The organism is Eubacterium pyruvativorans, assembly GCF_900102225.1.
Lineage (GTDB): Bacteria > Bacillota > Clostridia > Peptostreptococcales > Anaerovoracaceae > Aminicella > Aminicella pyruvativorans.
This window is the reverse complement of sequence record NZ_FNBF01000012.1, coordinates 1-22,044: the sequence shown is the minus strand read 5'-3', so window position 1 is coordinate 22,044 and position 22,044 is coordinate 1. Positions and strand designations below refer to the sequence as shown.

Sequence of the window (22,044 nt, the reverse complement as noted above, 5' to 3'; positions counted from 1 at the left end):
TGTTCATAATTTTATTTGAATACATATTCGTCCCCACAGGGTCTACAGAAAAATAATGCTGATGAAATAATCCGGGCAAATGCAGAGCAGGTGCGAAATCCAAGAAAATGGAAATTCCGCACCTGCTCATTTCCGGCCGCCCCCTCGAATCGAGAAAGGCAGGGCCGCCCAGGTGCGAAATCCAGAAAAATGGCGATTCCGCACCTGCTCAACTTTACGAGCACCCGCTCACGACCGCATACGCAGCTCACGAGCATCCGCTCACGACCGCCTCATCAGTCGTCGTAACTCCAGCCTTTGATGAAGCCAGCCTTCGTGGCATCGCCGATCCGGCCGTCTTTCTCAGCGCTGCCCACCGGGATCACCCGGTCGAATACTTTTTCGTAAGCCGCCTGCAGGCCCTCGGCCGGATGGCTCCCCAGAGAGAGGACCACCCGGTCTGCCCGGACGACGGTTTCTGCGCCGGTTTCCATGTCCTCCAACCGGACACCGTCATCCAGTACCTCCAGCAGCCGGTGTCCCAGCAGGAAGGACGGTTTCTTACCGGAAAGCCCGCCTTCCCGGATTCTGCCCATCAGATCGTTCAGGATCACCGGGTACACGCCCCGGCCGGCTTCCTCCAGCATGTCCGCCACAGTGATGGACACGCCGTCATCCAGCAGTTTTTCTACGACTTCCAGACCGGTGATGCCGGTGCCGATGACCACGGCGCTCTCTTCCGGAACCACCCGCTTCCGCAGGATGTCCTCCGGTGTGCAGACAATCGGCTTCTCCACCCCCGGAATCGGCGGGACGGTCCACACAGCGCCGGCCGCCAGGAATACCGCCTCCGGATGAACTTCCTGCTCCACCAGTTCCGGTGTGGCCGGCACCCCCAGTTTCAGCGTTACATTCCGGAGTTCCAGTTCCCGCTTCATGGTCCGGGTGAACGGGGTGATAATCTCCTTGAAGCGGGCCTTGTCCGCCAGATTCATCCAGCCGCCCATCTGATCTTCCTTCTCGTACACGGTGACAGCGAAGCCCCGGTCCGCCAGGATTTTTGCTGCTTCCATGCCTGCCGGCCCCGCGCCGATGACCGCCACCGGACGGCCGCCGCCGTTCTTCAGCGGCCGGTCATAGATGTATTCGCAGCCGATTCTCGGGTTGACGGCGCACTGCACCGGAAGGTCCTTCCAGATGACCCGCTCCCGGCAGTACATGCAGCCGATGCAGCGGCGAATCTCGTCGTCCCGGCCGTCCCGGGCCTTGTTCATGAAGTCCGGATCAGCGAACAAGGAACGACCCAGACCCACGAAGTCGCATACGCCCTCTTCCAGCAGCTGTTCCGCAAACGCCGGATCCTTCACGGTGTTCGTGGCGATGACCGGGATCGACAGCGTATCATGGAAGGCCTTGGCCACATGCTTCTTCCAGCCCGGCTGGTAGGAGTACGGATCGCAGTTGGCATTTCCGTTCACTGCGGAGCCGTTGGAGATGTTGATGCAGTCGATGCCCAGTCCTTCCAGGTATTTTCCGATCCGGAGGCCGTACTCCAGATCCATCATATTCTCCAGCTCCGGGGTCATCTCATCTCCGCTGATGCGGACCGAAATCGGGAAGGCCGGGCCGCAGGACCGGCGGATCCCTTCGATGATCTCCCGGATCATCCGCATCCGGTTCTCGAAGGTTCCTCCGTATTCGTCGGTTCTGTGGTTATAGTGGGGCGAGAACATTTCCGCCAGCAGGTAGCCGTGGGCACCGTGGAGTTCCACGCCGTCATACCCCGCCTTCCGGCAGCGGACCGCAGCGTCGATGAACTTGCCCACGATTTCATGAATTTCCTCCGTGGTCAGTTCCCGGGGCACCGGCCGTCCCGGCCCCGCCGGGACGGCACTCGGTCCCACGATGCCATGCTCCAGGAGCGCCGGATTCGCCGTGGCGCCGCCATGATGCAGCTGGGCGAATATCTTACCGTCATACCGGTGCACCGCCTCCGTGAGACGCTCCGCACCGGACACCTGGGTCTCTTTCGTCATATAGAAGTTATGACAGCCGATGTTGCTGTACACATCATCGATGCCCACCGCTTCATTAATAATCAGCCCGACGCCGCCTCTGGCCCGTTCTGCATAGTACCGCACCATCCGGTCCCCGGGTGCGCAGGTGCCGTCATCCACCAGTGACGTGTGCATCGGCGCCATGACCCCCCGGTTGCGGATGGTCAGTTTTCCGATTTTTCCCGTCTCGAACAATTTCGGATATTTCATTGGTTACCTCCTGATTCGATTTCCACCCCGTTAATCTTTGTCCTTCTCACCGCAGAGAGAGTCCTCCGCTCCGTACTGCATGACCTCCGGGTGATGTTCATCCCGGGGCAGAAGCAGGAACTTCCGGATGGCGAATACCCCCGCCAGCGCCGCCACCAGGAACAGGGTTTCCAGTCCGTCCTGATGCTCCGCCACCATGCCTCTGGAAACGGTGAACAGAACGATCTCCACCACGCTGGCGGCAGAGTGCTTCAGCAGCATGCGGATGAACTCGATCCCGATGACCAGGTTGAAACAGTAGGCCAGAGAATTGCTCCAGAATTCCATGTCCCAGTCCGCCATCGGTGTCCCGGCCATGGTGAAGACGAACTTCACCCCCAGAATGAGGATGACGACCAGCAAAATCAGGGAAATCAACACCTCCGCCAGTTCTCCGATTCTGAGGATCCATCCTTTCGGTCCCGGTGTCTTATCTTTCATCACGATCTCCTTTCGCTGTCTCTCATCGATGCCGTCCCGGACCGCAAGTTTGTTGAATATTCTCCAAACTGTGCCGATCCACGATCTATTTCTATCATACCATAGGTCCCGGGACAAAAAGCAAGTCTCCTGCGTTCGGAAGACGGGATTGCATCACAAAAAAATCCCCGGCACACTGTGCCGGGGACCATATTCGTCCGTTTCCGTCCGTTCGTTCGAGAAATCCGATTAACGCTTGGAGAACTGGGAAGCCTTACGAGCCTTCTTCAGACCGTACTTCTTTCTTTCCTTCATTCTGGAATCTCTCGTCAGGAAGCCCGCTGCCTTCAGCGGTGCTCTGTATGTGTCTCTGTCCGCCTCGCAGAGTGCTCTGGAGATGCCCAGTCTGACCGCACCGGCCTGACCGGTGAATCCGCCGCCGTTCACCAGGGCGACCACGTCAAACTTGCCTTCTGCGCCCGCAACAGCGAACGGTCTGATCGATTCCTGTCTCAGCAGCTCTGTCGGGAAATATTCCTCCAGGGACTTCTTGTTAATGATAACCTTGCCCGTTCCAGGGAGCAGTCTTACTCTGGCGACGGAAGATTTTCTGCGGCCTGTGCCGATATACTGTGTCTTAGCCATTGTCTATATCCTCCCTTTCCTTAGAATTCCAGTGTTTCCGGCTTCTGCGCCTCGTGCTTGTGGTCCGGACCCGCATATACATGCAGCTTCTTGAACATCTGTCTGCCCAGCTTGCCGTCCGGGAGCATGCCCTTCACTGCGTGACGGATTACCTCTTCCGGCTTGTTCGCCAGCATATCCTTCAGCATGACTTCCTTCTTTCCGCCCGGGAATCCGGAATAGGTCACATAGAGCTTGTCTGTCAGCTTCTTGCCGGTAACCGCGATCTTCTCTGCGTTGATCACGATGACATTATCGCCGCAGTCCACGTGCGGTGTGTAAATCGGCTTGTTCTTTCCTCTCAGAATAGTAGCAACCTGAGAAGCCAGTCTTCCGAGTGTCTTGCCTTCTGCATCCACAACGTACCACTTACGTTCTACTTCTGCAGGCTTAGCAATGTAAGATTTCATAGTGTAAGTCCTTTCTACCTACTGGGATGACCCTTCCTGTCCGCCGCCCGGAGGGCGCCCGGTTCCGAAAGAGAAATCTGTTTCGGTCCTGCCTACTGAGATCCCGCCCTGCCAACGGCTTCGGCCGGATCCTGGTCGGCATCTACTAAATGGTTGGTTTAGCCCGCCAGGCTCCGGAGGTTCCCCACCCTGCCCGCGGTATGATGCACTTTCTGCTGAAAGCACTCGATAATTATATAGCACGAAGCCGGGGAAATCAACTGATTTCTGCGGCTTCGCAGGGATAATTCTTTGTTTTTGCGCCGGTCCTTACTGCTCCTCTTCCGCAGCCCGTTTCGCTTCCCGCCGGGCCGCCCGCCCCCGCTTCGTCAGGAAACTGCCGCAGAAGTCCGTGAAAAGGTAGAAATACCGGAATACCGCCTCCATGGCCAGCAAGAACAGAATCATCAGCATCACACACACCAGGTTCATGGCGCTGATGCCGAACAGGTCGTAGTGGAACACGATCATATACCAGAACCCGGCCACCATCACCACCATCATACCGAGATGGAGACGGTTCATTGGCTGGGACACCTTGGCCAGAATCAGGAATTCCCCCAGTGCCACCAGCCCGGAGGCCGCTGTGGACACACTGGGCTGGCTGATATGAAGGATCTGTCCGAACACCACCAGCCCGCTGACCGCCGCAAACACCGTGATTCCCGCCGGCAGGGAGGTCCTGAACACATTCCACAGGAAATTCCCCTCAATCCGGTCCCGGTTCGGCTCCAGAGACAGTACGAACGCCGGAATACCGATGGTGAACATGCTGATCAGCGTGATCTGGGACGGCGTCAGCGGGTACTGCAGCACACTGACCACAGAGAACATGGCCAGCAGGAAAGAGAAAATGTTCTTTGTCAGATACAGCACCGCCGTCTTCGTGATGTTATTCACCACCCGGCGGCCTTCCGCCACCACCTGGGGCATGCGGCCGAAATCCGAATCCATCAGCACCAGCTGCGCCGCATTGGAAGCCGCCTCGGACCCGGAGGCCATGGCGATCGAAGTATCCGCATCCCGGAGCGCCAGGATGTCGTTCACCCCGTCCCCTGTCATGCCCACGGTCCGGCCCTGCTTCTTCAGCGCCCGGACGATCTGCCGCTTCTGGTCCGGCGTCACCCGGCCGAATACCGTGTACCGCTTCACTGCCTTCTCCACATCCGCCGGCGTCTCCAGCGTGCGGGCGTCCACATAATCCTCCGCCCCGGCGATCTGCGCTTTCTTCGCCACATTGGACACGGTCACCGGATTATCGCCGGAAATCACCTTCACGTCCACGCCGTTTTCCGAAAAGAACCGGAAGGTATCCGGCGCCGCCTCCCGGATCGGATTCTCCAGATAGATCAGGGCCAACGGGGTCACCGGAAGGGAGAGAGGCTGTCCCTCGGGAATCTCCCGGGTGAAGACGAAGGCCAGAACCCGGCATCCGTCTCTGCCCTTTTCGTCCACCTGCTCCGCCAGATTCCCGTAAGCGTTCCCCAGCACGTATTCCGGTGCGCCCAGCACGAAACTGCCGTCCTCGAAGGTGACGCCGCTGTACTTGTACCGGGAGGAGAACGGACATACCGCCTGAGGCCGCCTGCCCGAATGCTCCGTGAAGTGATCCTGCAGCGCCGCCATGGTGATGTTGTCCCGGCTCATGGCTGCCGCCAGGTCGCCGACAAAAAGTTCCAGGTCTTCCCGGTCGATATCCTGCCGGAGCGGATCCATCCCCGCCACTTTCATTTCATTTTCCGTGATGGTCCCGGTCTTGTCCACACAGAGCACATCCACCCGGGCCAGGGTCTCGATGCAGCGCATATTCTGCACCAGAACCTTGTGCTTCGCCAGCCGCATGGCGCTCACCACCATGGCAATACTGGCCATCATATACAGCCCTTCCGGAATCATTCCCAGAACCGCCGCCACCATGGCGATGATACTGTCCCGGAATCCCAGTCCCCGGACGAACATCTGCTGGTAGAACAGAAGTCCGCCGATGGGAATGATCAGAATGCCGATGACCAGAACCAGCCGGTCCAGAAGCCGCACCATCTGGGAGCGGGAATCATGCTTGGACTGCTTCGTGGCCTCCTTCGTCAGCCGGGAGATATATGCGTCCTTTCCCACCGCAGTGAGACGGGCCGTCGCCTCTCCGGACACCACGAAACTGCCGGACATCAGCGGGTCCCCGGGCCCTTTCTCGATCTCGTCAGACTCTCCGGTGAGCAGAGACTCATTGACCTGCAGGGCCCCTTCTTCCACTTCCGCATCCGCCGGAATCTGATTTCCCGACCGGAGCAGAATCCAGTCGTCCAGCACCAGCTCATCCGGCGGCACCTGCCGCAAAACGCCGTCCCGCCAGACAGACACCCGGGGCATGCTGCCGAACTTCAGCTGATCCAGGGTGTTCTTCGAACGGATCTCCTGCCAGATACCGATCCCCGTGTTGGCAAGAACAATCAGCATGAAGGATAAATCCTTGAACGACCCTGCCAGAATCAGCAGGGCCGCCAGTACGGTAAATATGAGATTAAAATAGGTGAGGATATTCCCTCTGACAATCTCCGACACACTCTTCGTCGATGTGTCGGCGGCCTCATTGGTCAGGCCCCGCGCGGCGCGGTCCTGCACCTCCCGTGTAGTCAGTCCGGCCATACTGCCTCCTTAAATGTGCTGCAAATATGCGGCCTAAAATATTTTCGATGCCAAAACGGCGAAATGCTTCTTCATCTTGCTGCGGTTGAAAGATTCATGCCGGAAGAAATTATACCCGATCAGCCCGAAATAGTTCCCCGTGAGCATAATGGCGATCTCTTCCCGTTCTTCCTCCGGGAAGGCCGGATCCAGATTCTCCTCGATCATATCCAGGAATTTACTGAACGTCTGCCGCTCGGAATCCACAATCAGAATGGTACTGATGAGACGGGTGGTCAGCACCGGGAAATCGCAGGTGTCGTCAATCAGCCGGTTGAACATGGCCATGATCAGTTCCCGTCCGCTGAGCCTGGTGGTGACGTAATAATCCATGATGCTCTGAAATTCCTGTTCCGCCAGGGCCAGAAGCAGATCATTGATGGTCGGAAAATGATTGAAAATCGTGGTACGGGACATCCCTGCCTCCTCGGCGATATCGTTGAACGTCACCCGTTCCATGCCTTCCCGCTCGAAAAGGGCCTTCGCCGCCTCCATGATCACTTCTCTGTTGCGTGCCTTCTTTCCCCAGACTCTGCCGGCCATAGTCCCAATCCTTTCCAGTATCAATACACTCGCTCACAATTACTTTACTTTTGTTCAATTATCTCATCATTCATATTCATTTTCAAGAACTTCCACCCGGCGCCCCTTATTTCGAATTATTCGCACAAGCCTGCAAAAAAATCGGCGGGGCCCCGGCGGACCTTTCGGACCGCCGGAGCCCCGCAACGGGGAACCGTCCTATTTCATCTTCAGCCGGACGACTTTCTTCTTTCCTTTGCGGATGAGGATCCCCTCTTCGCCGATCATGTCCTCCCGGACGGCGAAATCCTTGTCGGTAATCTTCTCTCCGTCGATGGTGACACCGCCCTGCTCGATCGTGCGGCGGGCATCGCTGTTGCTGGACGCCAGACCCAGTTCCTTCAGGATCGTCCCCAGACCCTTGCCTTCTCCGGCGAACTCGCTCCGCTTCATTTCCTCCGTCGGGATGTTGTCAGAGTCCGCTGCACCGCCGAAGGCAGACCGGGCCGCTTCCTGGGCCTTCTCCGCCTCTTCCTCGCCGTGTACCATCTTCGTGACCTCGTAGGCCAGAACTTCCTTCGCCTTGTTGATCTCGGAACCCTGCAGGGAAGAGAGCCGCTCCACTTCATCCATCGGCAGGAAGGTCAGCATGCGCAGGCACTTGTTCACATCCAGATCGCCGACGTTCCGCCAGTACTGGTAGAACTCGTACGGGGAAGTTCTGTCTGCGGACAGCCAGAGGGCGCCCTTTCCGGTTTTCCCCATCTTCTTTCCTTCGCTGTTGGTCAGCAGGGAGAAGGTCATGCCGTACACATCCTTGTTGATCTCCTTCTTCGTCAGGTTGATACCCGCAATGATGTTGGACCACTGATCGTTGCCGCCGAATTCCATCTGCACGTTGAAGTCTCTGGCCATAACATAGAAATCATAGCCCTGCATCAGCATGTATCCGAACTCGAAGAAGGACAGACCGTTCTCTCTGGCCATTCTCTGTTTGAATGCTTCGGAACGGAGCATGGTGTTGACATTGAAGTCCTTTCCGATCGTTCTCATGAATTCCACGAAATTCAGGTTGCGCAGCCACTTTCCGTTGTTGACGCTGATGGCCTTCCCCGGATCCGGTTCCTTCGTCAGATGACCCGGCACGAAAACACCGCCGTTGCCCACATACTGGCACTCGTCATCGAACGGCAGGAAACGGTCGAACAGCTTCTTGAACTGTGCGCAGTTATAGTCGATGGTCTCGGTGTCCATGAGCTTTCTCATGTCGGTCCGGCCGGACGGATCGCCGATCATCCCCGTGCCGCCGCCGATCAGCGCCACCGGTGTGTGACCGTACTTCAGCATGTAAGACAGAATGATGATCTGCATGAAGTGACCCACATGCAGACAGTCCGCCGTCGGGTCGAAACCGATGTAGAAACGGATCTTCTCCCTGGAGAGCAGATCCCGGACAGCATCCTCATCCGTGACCTGTTCTACGAATCCGCGCTCCTTCAGCACGTCGAAGACATTGTCGTGCTGACTGATATTGTCAGGAATATTAATCATATTGCAACCTCACTACTCTAACCTGAAATAACTGAAACCGCAGACGGCCGGAGTCTACTTCGTTCCGTACAGTCTGTCCCCGGCATCTCCCAGTCCCGGAACGATGTAAGCATTCTCGTCCAGATGATCATCCTTCGCAGCGATGTAAATATCAATCTCCGGGTGGGCCTCATGCAGCGCCCGGATGCCTTCCGGTGCAGCAATCAGGCACATGAACGTGATGTTCTTCCCGCCCCGCTGCTTGATGAAGTCGATGGCTGCCACCGCACTGCCGCCGGTGGCCAGCATCGGATCCACTACGAAGATCTGTCTCTTCTCCACATCCTTCGGCAGCTTGCAGTAATACTCATGAGGTTCGTGCGTCTCCGGATCTCTGTACAGACCGATGTGTCCCACCTTCGCATTCGGCACCAGCGCCAGCATGCCGTCCACGAATCCCAGTCCGGCCCGGAGGATCGGAACGATGGCGATGTCCTCCCCTTCCAGCATCTTCGTGGTCGTTTTCGTAATCGGCGTCTCGATTTCCACATCCTTCAGCGGAAGATTTCTCGTCGCCTCGAATCCCATCAGCATCGCCACTTCCTGGGCCAGCTCACGGAATTCCTTCACACTCGTTTCCTTCATTCTCATCAGCGAAACCTTGTGCTGAATCAGCGGATGATCGAATACGTAAACCTTTCCTTCTCTTTCCATAATAGTCCCTCTCCTGTGATTGCCTCTGTCCGGTTCTACATCTCGTTCAGCATCGCGACCCTGCGCGCGTGACGCTGACCACTCTCTGTTTCTCCCGCAAAAACGGTGTCCAGCCATTCATCCGTCATGCGGACCGCCAGCTCCGGATCCGTGGTCCGGCCGCCCATGGCCAGCACATTTGCGTTGTTATGTTCCTTCGCCAGATGCGCCGTCTCCACAGAGGTCACCAGCGCACAGCGGACTCCGTGCACCTTGTTCGCCGCAATGGAAATCCCGATGCCCGTGCCGCAGAAGACCATTCCCAGATCCCCCCGGCCGGAAACGACGGCCTCACCGCAGGCCTTTCCGTAAACCGGATAATCCACTGACTCCTCACTGTGGGTGCCCAGATCCTCCACCTCGATGCCCCGCTCCTTCAGATGAGCGGCGACCTTCAACTTCAGTGCATAACCGCCGTGGTCACTTGCTACTACGATTTTCATACATCCCTCCTGCAATCTATCTGATGCCGTCCCGGCGGCTTTCCCCTTCCGCGGCGACAAAAATCGACGTGATATCCGTTCTAATCCACCTTCCGGATATTGAACCCGGCCGATTTCAGCATCCGGTTCATGACGGAGAAGCCGACGCCGTTCTCCGGCAGCGCCGCCGCCAGAATGACATCCACACCTTCCCGGTCCGCCTCCCGGAGGCGGGCAAAGAAGTGTTTCGCAGCTTTCCGTTCCTCACCCGGTTCATAATCGATGACGCAGACATTCTGTCCCAGCTGCTCCCGTTCCAGACGTTCCGCATCCATGGCCCCCCGGACCTGCTCCGGGTCCTTTCCCTCGAAGATGATCATCGGCGCCTTCGGCGCATAGTGCCTGTACTTCTGTCCCGGCGCTTTCGGCCGAAAATGCTCCGCCTTCTCCGGATCCGGTTTCCGGTTCAGGGTCGGATCCAGCAGAATCCGCTTCCCCAGCGCCCGCTCGAAATCCGCCCGGGTGAGAATGCCCGGCCGGAGAATCATCGGAATCGATCCCGTCATATCGATAACCGTGGATTCAATTCCCACCTGGCAGGGACCGCCGTCAATGACCGCCTCGATCTTCCCTTCGAAGTCATCTATGACATGCTGCGCCTCTGTCGGGCTGGGCTTTCCGGAGATATTCGCACTGGGCGCCGCGATCGGGCACCCGGAGCGGCGAACCAGTTCCCGGCAGGAAGCCCCCCGGGGCATCCGGATTCCCACGGTGTCCAGGCCTCCGGTGGTCACCTTCGGGATGATCTCCTTCGCCGGAACAATCATGGTCATCGGTCCCGGCCAGAAAGTCTTCATCAGGATCTCCATGTCCTCCGTGACCTCTGCCGCCAGCTCCCGGATATCCTCGTAATCCGCAATGTGAACGATACTCGGGTTATCCGCCGGCCGTCCCTTCACCTTGTAAATTTTCAACACGGCATCCGGATTCAGCGCATCGGCCCCCAGACCGTATACCGTCTCTGTGGGAAACGCCACCAGACCGCCGTCCCGGATAATCTCCGCTCCGCGGTCGAAATCCTCGTCCGTTTCCTTCAGATGAAGTGTTTTCATTCTATCATCTCCAAAAAATAATCTATCAGATGTTATTCATCTTCTTCGCCTGATCATCCGTGATCAGCGCATCGATGATTTCATCCAGATCTCCGTCCAGAATCTGATCCAGCTTATACAGCGTCAGGCCGATTCTGTGTTCGGACACTCTTCCCTGCGGGAAGTTATAGGTACGGATCCGTTCACTCCGGTCCCCGGTTCCCACCTGTTCTCTCCGGTCCGCCGCAATCTTCGCATTCTGCTCCTGCAGCATCATGTCATAGACACGAGCCTTCAGAACCTTCATGGCCTTCTCCCGGTTCTTGATCTGGGACTTCTCGTCCTGGCAGGAAACCACGATGCCGGTCGGGATGTGGGTCATACGGACCGCCGAGTCTGTCGTGTTGACGCACTGGCCGCCGTTTCCGGTGGCACGGAACACATCCACCCGGACATCATTCGGATCAATGTGCACTTCCACGTCATCCACCTCCGGCAGCACCGCCACGGTAGCTGTGGAAGTCTGGATCCGGCCGGAACTCTCCGTAACCGGAACACGCTGCACCCGGTGTACGCCGCTCTCGAACTTCAGGCGGGAATAAGCTCCCTTCCCCTTGATCATCATGTCGGCTTCCTTCACGCCGCCCAGACCGGTGTCACTGTAGCTGAGCATCTCGGTCTTGTATCCGTGACGCTCCGCATAACGGGTGTACATTCTGAGAAGATCCGCTGCGAACAGCGCCGCTTCCTCACCGCCGGCGCCGGCACGAATTTCCACGATGACGTTCTTCTCGTCGTTCGGGTCCTTCGGAATCAGCAGGATCTTCAGTTCCTCTTCCAGAACCTCCAGATTCTTCGTCTGGTCCGACACTTCCGCCTTGGCCATTTCCCGGAGCTCTTCGTCATCTTCGTTCTCCAGCATCTCCTTGGCGAAGGACAGCTCTTCTTCCGCCTTCCGGTACTCTCTGTACTTCTCCACCACCGGGCCGATCTCGCCCATTTCCTGCATATATTTCTGCCAGACAGACTGATTCGCAATGATTTCCGGATCCGCTACCTGTCTGGTCAGTTCGTCGTAATGATCGACGACTGCGTCCAGCTTCTCAAACATATGGTTGATTCCTCCATTCAGGCATTTTAACTAATTAATTGTACCAAAAAAGGCCTGTGCCTTCAACGTTTATCGCACAGGTTTATACCACAGCCGCTGGGTTTCTAACCGGCCGCCGGCCGCTGCCGCTCACCTGCGGATACGTTCCCCGGCCGTTTCTGAAGCAGCACACTATTTAACTCCAGGGTGGAAGCCAGTGCATTCGCACGGCTCTTAGCATCTTCCTAAAAGCAGCAGGCAGCCTGACTGACGGGCTTCGAAAACGCGCCATATTGCGGGCCATGTTTTTCAGTATTTAAGTATTCTCTTAAACAATATGATATGCTTTTCAGATCTTTCAATCCTTTTCACTCATCTTTTCGATATTCAGTGCACTGCGCAAGACGAAAAGAGCAGTGCATATATCTGCTTGCGCCGGCCCCTTTTCTATCACAAAAAAGAGGAGCGCCTTCCGGCACTCCCCTGATCGGATTCGTGGTTATTAGTCCAGATTGTACTTCTTCTTGAACTTCTCAACACGTCCACCACGGTTGATGAACTTCTGCTGACCTGTAAAGAACGGATGGCACGCTGAGCAGACATCAAGTCTCATTTCATTCTTCGTAGACCGAGTCATAAACGTATTTCCGCATGCGCAAGTTACTTTACATTCCACGTACTTAGGATGGATTCCTTCCTTCATGCTGTTACCTTCTTTCTTCTGAGGCAGATGCCCCAACGTTATACTGTCTCCGCATTTACTGCAGCCTTGTCAGTTTACCATTTAAATCTGCCGTCGTCAATGGTTTTCTGCGGCTTCCGACGGCCGGTTCCGGCGCAATCTGCATCCGGTTTTCTATGCCTTCGGCAGCCTTCCCGGCGCAGTCCGGCTAACGGAGAACGGCGAAGATCACCCGGTCCAGCCGGGCGAGATCCTTCACACAGGTGATCTGCTCGAACTTCCCGGCGGACTCCAGAAGCCGGGTCACGTCCTCCCGCTGATCCCAGCCGATCTCCATCATAAGGACGCCCTGCTTCTTCAGGAACTCCGGCGCTTTCACGGCAATTCTCCGGTACAGATCCAGGCCGTCCCCGCCGCCGTCCAGCGCCAGAACCGGCTCATGCTCCCGGATTTCCCGCTGGAGACGGCCGATCTCCGCCGTGCGCACGTAAGGCGGATTGGAAATGATCATGTCGAACTTCCGCTTCCGGAACCGTCCCTGCCACGGGTCCAGCAGATCTCCCTGCTGGAATTCCACCTGCACCCGGTTCCGCTCCCCATTGGTCCTCGCCACAGAGAGCGCCTCTTCACTGATGTCGGAAGCACAGACTTTCACCGGCGTCTTCGCCAGCTTTGCGACGGACACGGCAATGGCGCCGCTGCCGGTGCACAGGTCCAGCACATCCCAGCTTTTCCGGGGGGACAAAGTCAGATCGTTTCCGTTCAGTTTATTTTCATCAATGACGGACAATGCGTTCTCCACCAGAATCTCCGTGTCCATCCGGGGAATCAGAACGCTTTCATTCACCTTGAAGGTCAGGCCCATGAAATCCTGGGTCCCCACAATGTACTGCAGCGGCCGTCCGGCGCACCGCTCATCCAGCAGCCGGAAATAGTGTTCACAATGCTGGTCCTGCAAGACGATCTGGTACTCCAGGATCAGGCGGGAGCGGGGAATATTCCGCAGAAAACAGTACAGCAGCTTGCTGTCCGTCTCCGCATCGTCAATTCCGCATTCCCGAAGCTGCTTCTCACCCAGGGCGAGAAGCTCCTTTACTCGCATACTCATTGAAAAAAAGCCAACCCTTCCGGGCGAACGTTCGCCCTGTTATACTTTGTCCTCACCGAAACCGTATCACGCATCCATGGCACGTTCGCTGGTCCGGTCAATCTTCACTTCTTCTATAATACGGGCGTCGGCATCACAGATGCCCTCCACGCAGGGCTCCTCCGCCGACACCAGCACCGCCTTCAGAGACGTCATGGCCACCTCCACCATATCATCCGTAGGCTCCGCCGTGGTGAGTTTCTGCAGGTAGAGCCCCGGCAGACTCAGCAGTTTCACCAGAGCCCCGTCGGAGCGCCCCGCCCAGCGCAGCACCTCATAGGACAGCGCCGCCACCACCGGGATCAGCAGCAGCCGGGACAGGATCCGTTCCACCAGGGACGGCCATCCCAGCAGGGAGAACAGAACCAGACTGATGACCATGACGAACATCAGGAAGCTGGTGCCGCAGCGCGGATGGAGCGTATAGAACCCCCGGGCGTTCTCCGGGATCAGATCCAGTCCGTTTTCGAAGGTGTGGATAGACTTGTGTTCCGCTCCGTGGTACATGAATACCCGGTGGATGTCCTCCATCTTCGAGATCAGGAGGATATATAATATGAACAGAATGATCCGGAAGATCCCTTCCGCCAGGTTCAGCAGGACGGTGCTGTGCACGAACCGCCCCAGCAGGTCCATGGCCGCAGTGGGCATCAGGATGAACACGGCGATGGAGAAGACCAGGGCCAGGATGACGGAAACTGCGATCATGGCGTTCCAGATTTTTTTCTCACCGAAGCGCTCTGTCAGTTTCTGCTCCAGCTTTCCCGGTTCCTCCGCTGTTTCCCCGGAGAAGTAATCCAGAGCATCCGCCGAGAAGGTGATGATGCGGGTGCCGGTGACCAGAGAAGACAGGAAGGACACGACACCCCGGATCAGCGGGAGTCTCGCCCACCTTCCGGCAGCCCGGTTCTTCATCGTCTTCAGGTACATGCGGCCGTCCGGGAGGCGCAGCGTCACCGCAGTGCGGTCTGTCCCCCGCATCATCACTCCTTCCAGTACCGCCTGTCCCCCGATCGAGGTGGGGCAGGCATCTTTCAGAAAAATCCTGCTCAGATCCATTCAAAAAACTCCTTAGTCGTTGAAAATCTTCTTGATAATCTCCACAAAATCCCGGTTGCTTCTCGTATGGGCCAGGTTGTCAATAATGTCTTCGGTGACCTCCTGGGTCGGCCGGTTCGCCATGGCCCGCCGGATCAGCCATACCGCCTCCAGTTCCGACTGGGACAGCAGCAGTTCTTCCCGCCGGGTGCCGGACTTGTAGATATCGATCGCCGGGAAGATCCGTTTCTCCGACAGCTTCCGGTCCAGATGCAGCTCCATATTGCCGGTGCCCTTGAACTCCTCGAAAATCACATCGTCCATCCGGCTTCCGGTGTCCACCAGAGCCGTGGCCAGAATGGTGACGCTGCCCCCTTCCTCGATGTTCCGGGCTGCGCCGAAGAGCCGTTTCGGTCCGTAGAAGGCGCCCGGATCGATGCCGCCGGACAGGGTTCTGCCGGAAGCCGGCACCACCAGGTTGTACGCCCGGGTCAGCCGGGTCAGGGAATCCAGCAGAATCACCACATCCTTCCGGTGCTCCGCCAGACGTTTCGCCCGGGCCAGAACCATCTCTGCCACCTTCACATGATGCTGCGGCAGTTCGTCGAAGGTAGAATAGATGACCTCTCCCGTGCGAAGGGTCCTCTTCATGTCGGTGACTTCCTCCGGCCGTTCATCCACCAGCAGAACGATGAGGTGAACATCCGGATAATTCTCCTCGATGCCGGCTGCGATGTTCTTCAGAAGTGTGGTCTTTCCGGCCTTCGGCGGCGCCACGATCATGCCCCGCTGTCCCTTTCCGATCGGCGCAATCAGGTCGATCAGGCGGGAACTCAGATTGAAGGAGCCATTTTCCAGCGTGATGCGCTCCTTCGGGAAGATCGGCGTCAGGTCCTCGAACTGGGGCCGGCGGATCGCCGTTCCCGGATCGTCGCCGTTGACCGTCTCCACATACAGCAGTGCGCCGAACCGTTCCCCGACCCGGGGCTTCCTGGAAATCCCCTTGATTTCGTCCCCTTTCTTCAGGTTGAACCGGCGGATCTGGGTCGGGGAGACATACACATCCTTGTCACTGGTCAGGAAATTGTCGAACCGGAGGAACCCGAAGCCGCCGTCCGCAATGTCCAGAATCCCGGTGACCTCCGGCCGCTCCTCCGGGCTGTAGTGCCGTTCCCGGGGCGTGTGCTCCCGGACTGCGCCGTCATCGTTCCCGGTCATCTCGTGGTCCCCGGCCGTTTCACCATGCCCGGTCGTTTCATGATCCTCGGCCGTTTCATGGTCTTCGGCCGCATCATGGTTTCCGGCCGTCCCATCGATTCCTTCCGGCGCAGCCATTTCCGGCTGCATATCCGTTTCCGGATGGTCTTCCCGGGCGAAAGATGCCGCAAATTCACTGTCGAACCCGGCATCCCCGTTCTCCGGCACCTGAAAGGCGGGTTCCACTGCGCTGCCTGGAGCCTCGGAATGACGGACCGTTTTCTTCCGGACGGAAGTGCGGGTGGTAGATGTGCGGGAAGCAGCGGTATGGCCGGGCGATGTTCGTCTGGATTCCTTCCGGGAGGACGCTGCGGTCCGGGACGAACGCCGCCGTGCCGGTTTCTTCTCCGCCTCACCCGCTTCCGAATGCTCCGCAGTCCTCCGGGACGTGCGCCGCCTCGTCGGCTTCTTCTCTGCCGCCTCCGCTGCTGTACTGTTTTCTGCCGTAACGGCCTTCTTCTCTGCCGGCATATGCCACCTCACATTTCTATACACTGGTTATGCGAAAAAACTCTTCGGAATGTCGTGATCGAACACCGGTCCACTCCTGGGCCGGCGGTTCCTGCAGACGGGACACAGGGGTCCGTTCTTCAGACTGGATTCAGAATGATTACAGATACGAAACTGCCCCGCTCCGTGTGGATGCCCCGGGCAGCTCTTCAGACTGGTACTATTCTATACCATCCGGAAAGGTTGTTCAAGGGAGGGCGCATGGTTCCTGCGCTGCCGGAAGGACAAAGAAAAACGGCGGAGCTCTCCCCCACCGCTCATTATCTGTATTCTCCTGTTATTCCTTCACTCCCACAGGCGCACCGCTCCGCTTTCGCATCGCCTGGGACACATCGAGAAGAATCCGGAGTTCCTCCTCCGTCATCCGGTTGATCTCGCTTCGAAGCAGCGCCCGGAGCTTCTGCACCTCTTCCCTGCTCTTCCCGTCATATTCAATCCGGCTCTCCCGGATAATCTGCTCCTCCCCGTTTTCCATCCGGAGCGGGGTACCGAATATCAGATCTCCCGGCTCTGCGTCCAGCGCCCGTACCAGCCGGAGAAAATGGTCAAAGGAAAAATTGTTTTTCCCGGTCTCCACCTTGGACAGGGAATTCGTTCCCACTCCCACCATGGAGGCCAGCTCGTCCTGGCTCAGCCCCAGGCGCTCCCGGGCAATCCGGATGCATGTTCCGATGCGGACAGAATCCTTATTCAGTTTTCGGTCCCGGTCCGCCATGGGGTGCCTCCTGCCGTTGTTCTCTCCTCATTCTGCAGCATACAACTTCAGTTTATGGCACTTTTCTGCCCCCGTGAACACACCTGCAGGTATATTCATTAACCTACAAGTATGAATTTTTTGTTCATACTTACAATTAATGGAATAATTTCCATGGCTTGGATTATAATTAAATCACGATAATTTATTAATAACACCCACCGATCCTCATGATTGAAAAAAGAAAGGACATTGACATGACAGGACCCTACGAATCCGATCTCTGCGCCCTGATCTCCAGAAATCTCCGTTATCTGCGGGTGCACCATGACCTGACGCAGTCAGAAGTTGCCTCCCGTCTGGACGTCAGCCGCTCCACCTACTCCCTGATGGAGCGGGGCAGGACGGAACTGACACTGCACCAGGCACTGGACCTGTGCCGTTATTATGACATTTCTGTCAGCCAGCTGGCCTGCCGGTCGCTTCCCCACTGCAGCTGCTGCGGCCCCCGCTGACAGAAAAAAGCAGTTGACCGTCCCGATGCCCGGAAGGCAGAACGGTCAACTGCTTATTTTCTTCTGTGCCGCCCGCCGGAACGGCATCTGATCACTTTTTGTCCTCACCGGGCGCCTTCGGCCCGGCACCCTCATAGGTCCGGCAGAGACGCTCCAGGGTCTCATTCACCTCCAGCAGATCCGCTTCATTACAGATGAGGGACATCTTGTCTCCGGCATAGACCCGGGTGCTGCCGTCCGGCACCGCCTCGATGCCGTTATGCAGCACGGAAACCACCAGACAGCCCCGGGGCAGTTCCATGTGGGCGATGTCGGTGCCGTCCATGTAACTTCCCATGTGCACGTCGGTTTCCGTCAGCACCTTCCGCCGGCGATACTGCTTCGGCGTCTCTCCCTGGCTGACCAGCAGCCGGTTCAGCAGCTGCTCGTAAATCGGCACCCCCTTCAGCATCTGGGCCGTGAACACCGCCAGCAGTGCCACCACGCTGAGGGAGAGGAAATTCTGAAAATTCCCGGTCATCTCCGTGATCAGAATAACGCCGGTGAGCGGCGCCCGGATCGAGGCTGCGAAGTATCCGACCATGCCGCACAGCACGAAGTTCGCCAGGTACGGCTGATCCCCGGGGATCCACCCGTCCACGAGGGCGTAGTATCCCCCGCCGAATGCCGCACCCATGACGAGGATGGGCAAAAAAATCCCGCCGGGCGTTCCGGAAGTGGTACAGCTGAGGGCAAAGCAGAATTTCAGCAGAGCGAACACGATCAAAACCCGGAAGGCCATGCCGCCCGCCGCAATCGACTCGATGGAATGGTATCCGGCCCCCATGATGTCAGGGACGAAGACCGCCACCGGCAGCAGCAGCAGAAACGGGATCAGCATCCGAAGATATTTATTGTGAATCCTCCCGTACTGCGTCTGCAGAAAATCCGTGACCCGGTTGAATCCAACCCCGGCTGCGCCGGTGAGGGCCCCCAGAGGCAGCAGAAACCAGTAGTAATGCACCGGCACGGCGCTTTGTACATTCAGCGAGACCACCGGACGGAGGCCGAAGATGTTAACCGTCACCAGGGAAGCCGTGATGGAGGCCGCCATGGTGGAGGCCAGGATCTCCTTCGAAAGGTTACTGTGCAGATCTTCCAGCGCAAACATGGTTCCGGCGAAGGGGGCACTGAATGCGCTGGCCAGACCCGCCCCGGCGCCGCAGGTCATGAGCAGTTTCTCCTCTGTCCCCATGCGCTGCATCATCCGGGAAATCATCTTCCCGCACATGGCGCCCAACTGAACGCTGGGTCCCTCGTTTCCCATGGACAGCCCGGTTCCGATGGCCGTCATGGTTCCCACCAGCCGGCCCGCCAGCGTGGTCGGCCACGGTTCCTCCATCTTTCCCTGCAGCTCCGCCTTCAGCTGCGGAATGCCGGAAGCACCGGCTGCCGGCTGAATCCACACAATCAGACACACCAGAAAAAATGCAGCCAGGACGATCATCGTCCAGACTGTGAATTTCTCCGGCGTCCATGCGCCGTTTCCGATGAAAGCTTCTCTGCGTTTTTCCAGCCTTCCCATCCCCAGCCTGAGGAGGGACACAACGAATCCGGCGGGAATCCCCACCAGTGCGCCTTCCACCACAATCCACAGCCGGAAATCTCTCGTGCGCCGAATTGTCCTGTCTGTTTCACCGATCATAACCGCTCCGTTTCATTCATTTCCGCTCCGCCCAGCCTTCTTCACCTTCTGCCGCCGGTTCCACCCGGATTTCCAGCGTATTCCGGCCCTCCACCAGACCATCCAGGGCGATGTGATAATCTACCGTCACAACCCCTTCCTCCTGCATCCGGTTTTCCACCCGGTTCGTCAGCAGTTCCATGTCGAAGACTCCGTAAGGCGTTTCATATTTCGAAGTCATCCGTTTTCCCGGTTCGAAATGCATCTCGGCACCCAGGGCCTGTTTCCCGATTCTCTTCATTCTCACACTGTCTCCGCCCAGGCGAAGCGTCGTCATACAGCCCGGGAATCCGGATAGTTCACTTTCATAGTAAACCAGATAGATATCCCCGTTTTTTTCATAGAGTTTTCCGTCCGTCGTGAATTCCATCCTGTCCTCCGACTCGGTGCCGATGAACTGCATCCCTGTGATTTTCAACATGATATCCTTCATATGACGATCCATTTCGTTTCCAAAAGCTAAAAATTACGTAAAAATTATTTTATCATAACCTTGACGTTATTAACACAGTATTTACATATTCAATTCCTATAATCGAGAACAGAGAAGCGGGAACAACTGCGAGGCTACAGCGAAGGAGGCTTGAAGCGAAATGGATATGAATGACAGAAACGACAGAGAGAATCGAATCGAAGGACTGCCCCGCGAAGATATACCGTCTGAAGACCGGGCAGGAGAATACAGGGCAGAAGGAAGCCGGGCAGATGAATTCCAGGCAGGGGAGCAGCCGGCCGGTACATCCGGCAGCAACTTCGTCATGCGGGATCCTGCACCGGCGGATTATCCCGGCGGTATGACGGGAAACACATATTCCGAAGGGCATAGCAGCGGCCGGGAAGAGCGGCAGTACACCAGTGCAGATTATAACCGAAACAACCGGGGGCATTACAGCTTCGGAGGACAGGACAGAAGTTCCGGAGACGCCGGGCAGTACAGTTACAGCGCCGGGCAGCACGGCTACGGTGAACAGAGCGGTTACAGCGCCGGGCAGTATGACACAGACAGCCGGCCTGACCGGGATCCGGGCATCGGCGGATACTATGGGACGCCCACGCCGCCGGGACGAGGCGGATCCGCAGTGATTAACCTGTCGAAGAAAGCGTTCGTGCTGATCCTGATCCTTTGTATGATCATCACCTCGGCACTGACCTTCGGCGCCATGGCTGCCTATGACCATTACCTGAGCGCAGGCAACAGCAGCGCCACCAACTATACCCTGACGAAATCCAACCAGAAACTGGACTACAAGAGTATCATCAAGAAAGCCCAGGATTCCGTTGTGTCCATCACTACAGAATCCGTCGCCACCGACATCTGGGCACAGAACTATGTGACAAAGGGCGCAGGCAGCGGCGTGATCATCCAGTCTGACGGATACATCGTCACCTGCCAGCATGTCATTGACGGTGCCAGAAAGATCACTGTCAAGCTGCACAGCGGAAAGACCTACAGCGCAGAGGTTGTGGGCGAAGACGCAGACAACGACATCGCAGTCATCAAGGTGAAAGCGAAGAATCTGAAAGCCGCTACCTACGGCGACAGTGACAAGCTGGAAGTCGGCGACAACGTCGTGGCGATCGGCAATCCGCTTGGAGAGCTGGGCGGCACAGCCACCGTCGGCATCGTCAGCGCAGCGAAGCGGAGCCTGAACATCGACGGAAAGACCATGGAACTGATCCAGACAGACGCTTCGATCAATCCGGGCAACTCCGGCGGCGGTCTCTTCGATGCATCCGGCAACCTGATCGGCATTGTGGAGGCGAAGTCCACCGGTTCCGACGTAGAGGGCCTGGGATTCGCCAATCCGATTGACAAGGTGGCGAAGATCGCAAAGAACCTGATCAAGAACGGCAGCACAACTTCCTCGAAGTCCACCGATTCCAGTACACCGAAGATCGGCGTCACCGTCGTCCAGCTGTCCGACAGCGAGGCGAAACAGTACGGTCTCGACACCGGCGGCCTGTACATCTCCGGCGTCTCCAACCGCAGCGCTTACAAAGCAGGCCTTCGGAGCGGGGACCGGATCATCTCCATGGACGGAAAGGAAATCTCAGACTATGACAGCCTGGCGGCGCTGCTGAAGAAGCATCACGCCGGTGACAAAGTGAAACTGCTCATCTCCCGGAAGGGGACGACGAAAACCATCACCACCCGTCTCTACTGATCCTGCAATACACAGAAGTAACTGAATCCTTGATATGAAAAAACCCGCGGGCCTATTGATATGCTCCCTTTATGAGAGACAGTGAAAAACAAAATCGCTGTTAATCATGAAGGGAGTTTTAAAATGGGTAGAAAAAATAGGAAGATATCTAATGAGACCAAAATCGAATATGCAAGGCGATGCTGTGAAAACAGAATCAGTCAGAGTGAAGCGGCTAGGCAGTTGGGGGTAAATGAATCTGTCGTTCGAGAGTGGGTGCACAGATACCGAGAGCATGGAGAACTTGCCTTTCTGGATACTGGTAGGAATCACGTCTACTCCAATGAATTGCGATTAGAAGCAGTTTGTAGCTATCTGAATGGCGAAGGCTCATTAAGTACAGTTT

Annotated in this window: 21 protein-coding genes; 3 read left to right on the top strand and 18 right to left on the bottom strand. The window is 57.1% G+C overall.

Going from position 1 to position 22,044, the window contains the following annotated elements; translation table 11 throughout:
• Positions 1-275 precede the first annotated feature (275 nt).
• The 16 genes from BLQ24_RS05615 to BLQ24_RS05540 all read right to left on the bottom strand — a co-directional run bounded on the left by BLQ24_RS05615 (position 276) and on the right by BLQ24_RS05540 (position 17,277).
• Positions 276-2,246 (bottom strand): oxidoreductase, encoded by a 1,971-nt coding sequence (locus BLQ24_RS05615; protein ID WP_090163548.1) that lies wholly within the window; start codon positions 2,244-2,246, stop codon positions 276-278.
• 30 nt (positions 2,247-2,276) lie between these two features.
• On the bottom strand, positions 2,277-2,726 hold the full coding sequence (locus BLQ24_RS05610) for a hypothetical protein (RefSeq protein WP_090163546.1): 450 nt from the start codon (positions 2,724-2,726) through the stop codon (positions 2,277-2,279).
• Between the two features lie 228 nt (positions 2,727-2,954).
• Positions 2,955-3,350 (bottom strand): 30S ribosomal protein S9, encoded by a 396-nt coding sequence (rpsI, locus tag BLQ24_RS05605; RefSeq protein WP_090163544.1) that lies wholly within the window; start codon positions 3,348-3,350, stop codon positions 2,955-2,957.
• A gap of 20 nt (positions 3,351-3,370) precedes the next feature.
• A complete protein-coding gene (gene rplM / locus BLQ24_RS05600) occupies positions 3,371-3,799 on the bottom strand; it encodes a 50S ribosomal protein L13 (RefSeq protein ID WP_090163542.1) in 429 nt (142 codons plus the stop codon).
• A gap of 309 nt (positions 3,800-4,108) precedes the next feature.
• Positions 4,109-6,481 (bottom strand): HAD-IC family P-type ATPase, encoded by a 2,373-nt coding sequence (locus BLQ24_RS05595; RefSeq protein WP_090163540.1) that lies wholly within the window; start codon positions 6,479-6,481, stop codon positions 4,109-4,111.
• Positions 6,482-6,514: 33 nt separating this feature from the next.
• The gene (locus BLQ24_RS05590; protein WP_090163538.1) at positions 6,515-7,063 is read right to left on the bottom strand and encodes a TetR/AcrR family transcriptional regulator; all 549 of its coding nucleotides are present in this window, start codon (positions 7,061-7,063) and stop codon (positions 6,515-6,517) included.
• Positions 7,064-7,261: 198 nt separating this feature from the next.
• Positions 7,262-8,593 carry a tyrosine--tRNA ligase gene (gene tyrS, locus BLQ24_RS05585; RefSeq protein WP_090163537.1) on the bottom strand — a complete coding sequence of 444 codons (1,332 nt, stop codon included), beginning with the start codon at positions 8,591-8,593 and terminating at the stop codon, positions 7,262-7,264.
• A 54-nt stretch (positions 8,594-8,647) separates the two neighbouring features.
• Entirely contained in the window at positions 8,648-9,286 is a 639-nt protein-coding gene (gene upp, locus BLQ24_RS05580) for a uracil phosphoribosyltransferase (protein WP_090163535.1), read from the bottom strand.
• Positions 9,287-9,321: 35 nt separating this feature from the next.
• The gene (gene rpiB / locus BLQ24_RS05575) at positions 9,322-9,768 is read right to left on the bottom strand and encodes a ribose 5-phosphate isomerase B (protein WP_090163533.1); all 447 of its coding nucleotides are present in this window, start codon (positions 9,766-9,768) and stop codon (positions 9,322-9,324) included.
• Between the two features lie 80 nt (positions 9,769-9,848).
• Entirely contained in the window at positions 9,849-10,859 is a 1,011-nt protein-coding gene (locus BLQ24_RS05570; protein WP_090163531.1) for an L-threonylcarbamoyladenylate synthase, read from the bottom strand.
• 25 nt (positions 10,860-10,884) lie between these two features.
• Complete coding sequence (prfA, locus tag BLQ24_RS05565) at positions 10,885-11,949, bottom strand: peptide chain release factor 1 (protein WP_090163529.1); 1,065 nt, start codon at positions 11,947-11,949, stop codon at positions 10,885-10,887.
• 481 nt (positions 11,950-12,430) lie between these two features.
• Complete coding sequence (gene rpmE / locus BLQ24_RS05560; protein ID WP_090163527.1) at positions 12,431-12,631, bottom strand: 50S ribosomal protein L31; 201 nt, start codon at positions 12,629-12,631, stop codon at positions 12,431-12,433.
• A gap of 187 nt (positions 12,632-12,818) precedes the next feature.
• Positions 12,819-13,718: a peptide chain release factor N(5)-glutamine methyltransferase gene (gene prmC / locus BLQ24_RS05555; protein WP_090163525.1), complete on the bottom strand. Its 900-nt coding sequence runs from the start codon at positions 13,716-13,718 to the stop codon at positions 12,819-12,821.
• Positions 13,719-13,784: 66 nt separating this feature from the next.
• Entirely contained in the window at positions 13,785-14,816 is a 1,032-nt protein-coding gene (locus tag BLQ24_RS05550) for a DUF1385 domain-containing protein (protein WP_090163523.1), read from the bottom strand.
• 12 nt (positions 14,817-14,828) lie between these two features.
• Positions 14,829-16,523 (bottom strand): transcription termination factor Rho, encoded by a 1,695-nt coding sequence (gene rho / locus BLQ24_RS05545; RefSeq protein ID WP_090163521.1) that lies wholly within the window; start codon positions 16,521-16,523, stop codon positions 14,829-14,831.
• Positions 16,524-16,839: 316 nt separating this feature from the next.
• The gene (locus BLQ24_RS05540) at positions 16,840-17,277 is read right to left on the bottom strand and encodes a helix-turn-helix transcriptional regulator (protein WP_090163520.1); all 438 of its coding nucleotides are present in this window, start codon (positions 17,275-17,277) and stop codon (positions 16,840-16,842) included.
• Positions 17,278-17,513: 236 nt separating this feature from the next.
• On the opposite strand from BLQ24_RS05540, the gene BLQ24_RS05535 reads away from it, so the two are divergent.
• Positions 17,514-17,771 carry a helix-turn-helix transcriptional regulator gene (locus tag BLQ24_RS05535; RefSeq protein ID WP_163427833.1) on the top strand — a complete coding sequence of 86 codons (258 nt, stop codon included), beginning with the start codon at positions 17,514-17,516 and terminating at the stop codon, positions 17,769-17,771.
• A 91-nt stretch (positions 17,772-17,862) separates the two neighbouring features.
• On the opposite strand, the gene BLQ24_RS05530 is transcribed toward BLQ24_RS05535, so the two are convergent.
• Together BLQ24_RS05530 and BLQ24_RS05525 are read right to left on the bottom strand one after the other, a co-directional pair.
• A complete protein-coding gene (locus BLQ24_RS05530) occupies positions 17,863-19,455 on the bottom strand; it encodes a ClC family H(+)/Cl(-) exchange transporter (RefSeq protein WP_090163516.1) in 1,593 nt (530 codons plus the stop codon).
• A 16-nt stretch (positions 19,456-19,471) separates the two neighbouring features.
• Positions 19,472-19,915, bottom strand: coding sequence for a YwiB family protein (locus tag BLQ24_RS05525; protein ID WP_176755866.1), 444 nt, complete (start codon positions 19,913-19,915; stop codon positions 19,472-19,474).
• A 172-nt stretch (positions 19,916-20,087) separates the two neighbouring features.
• Between BLQ24_RS05525 and BLQ24_RS05520 the strand changes: the two genes are divergently transcribed.
• Both BLQ24_RS05520 and BLQ24_RS05515 read left to right on the top strand, forming a co-directional pair.
• On the top strand, positions 20,088-21,659 hold the full coding sequence (locus BLQ24_RS05520; RefSeq protein ID WP_090163513.1) for a S1C family serine protease: 1,572 nt from the start codon (positions 20,088-20,090) through the stop codon (positions 21,657-21,659).
• A gap of 81 nt (positions 21,660-21,740) precedes the next feature.
• The coding region (locus tag BLQ24_RS05515) for a transposase (protein ID WP_143004259.1) at positions 21,741-22,044 on the top strand (304 nt) is incomplete at its 3' end.

What these genes read in the sequence shown, in the direction of transcription:
- rpiB (WP_090163533.1), bottom strand. Translation starts at nt 9,768, where the DNA reads ATGAAAATCGTAGTAGCAAGTGACCACGGCGGTTATGCACTGAAGTTG.
- prmC (WP_090163525.1), bottom strand. Translation starts at nt 13,718, where the DNA reads ATGAGTATGCGAGTAAAGGAGCTTCTCGCCCTGGGTGAGAAGCAGCTT.
- BLQ24_RS05530 (WP_090163516.1), bottom strand. Translation starts at nt 19,455, where the DNA reads ATGATCGGTGAAACAGACAGGACAATTCGGCGCACGAGAGATTTCCGG.
- BLQ24_RS05550 (WP_090163523.1), bottom strand. Translation starts at nt 14,816, where the DNA reads ATGGATCTGAGCAGGATTTTTCTGAAAGATGCCTGCCCCACCTCGATC.
- BLQ24_RS05595 (WP_090163540.1), bottom strand. Translation starts at nt 6,481, where the DNA reads ATGGCCGGACTGACTACACGGGAGGTGCAGGACCGCGCCGCGCGGGGC.
- rho (WP_090163521.1), bottom strand. Translation starts at nt 16,523, where the DNA reads ATGCCGGCAGAGAAGAAGGCCGTTACGGCAGAAAACAGTACAGCAGCG.
- BLQ24_RS05610 (WP_090163546.1), bottom strand. Translation starts at nt 2,726, where the DNA reads ATGAAAGATAAGACACCGGGACCGAAAGGATGGATCCTCAGAATCGGA.
- rplM (WP_090163542.1), bottom strand. Translation starts at nt 3,799, where the DNA reads ATGAAATCTTACATTGCTAAGCCTGCAGAAGTAGAACGTAAGTGGTAC.
- BLQ24_RS05540 (WP_090163520.1), bottom strand. Translation starts at nt 17,277, where the DNA reads ATGGCGGACCGGGACCGAAAACTGAATAAGGATTCTGTCCGCATCGGA.
- BLQ24_RS05525 (WP_176755866.1), bottom strand. Translation starts at nt 19,915, where the DNA reads ATGTTGAAAATCACAGGGATGCAGTTCATCGGCACCGAGTCGGAGGAC.
- rpsI (WP_090163544.1), bottom strand. Translation starts at nt 3,350, where the DNA reads ATGGCTAAGACACAGTATATCGGCACAGGCCGCAGAAAATCTTCCGTC.
- tyrS (WP_090163537.1), bottom strand. Translation starts at nt 8,593, where the DNA reads ATGATTAATATTCCTGACAATATCAGTCAGCACGACAATGTCTTCGAC.
- rpmE (WP_090163527.1), bottom strand. Translation starts at nt 12,631, where the DNA reads ATGAAGGAAGGAATCCATCCTAAGTACGTGGAATGTAAAGTAACTTGC.
- BLQ24_RS05590 (WP_090163538.1), bottom strand. Translation starts at nt 7,063, where the DNA reads ATGGCCGGCAGAGTCTGGGGAAAGAAGGCACGCAACAGAGAAGTGATC.
- BLQ24_RS05570 (WP_090163531.1), bottom strand. Translation starts at nt 10,859, where the DNA reads ATGAAAACACTTCATCTGAAGGAAACGGACGAGGATTTCGACCGCGGA.
- upp (WP_090163535.1), bottom strand. Translation starts at nt 9,286, where the DNA reads ATGGAAAGAGAAGGAAAGGTTTACGTATTCGATCATCCGCTGATTCAG.
- BLQ24_RS05615 (WP_090163548.1), bottom strand. Translation starts at nt 2,246, where the DNA reads ATGAAATATCCGAAATTGTTCGAGACGGGAAAAATCGGAAAACTGACC.
- BLQ24_RS05535 (WP_163427833.1), top strand. Translation starts at nt 17,514, where the DNA reads ATGACAGGACCCTACGAATCCGATCTCTGCGCCCTGATCTCCAGAAAT.
- prfA (WP_090163529.1), bottom strand. Translation starts at nt 11,949, where the DNA reads ATGTTTGAGAAGCTGGACGCAGTCGTCGATCATTACGACGAACTGACC.
- BLQ24_RS05520 (WP_090163513.1), top strand. Translation starts at nt 20,088, where the DNA reads ATGGATATGAATGACAGAAACGACAGAGAGAATCGAATCGAAGGACTG.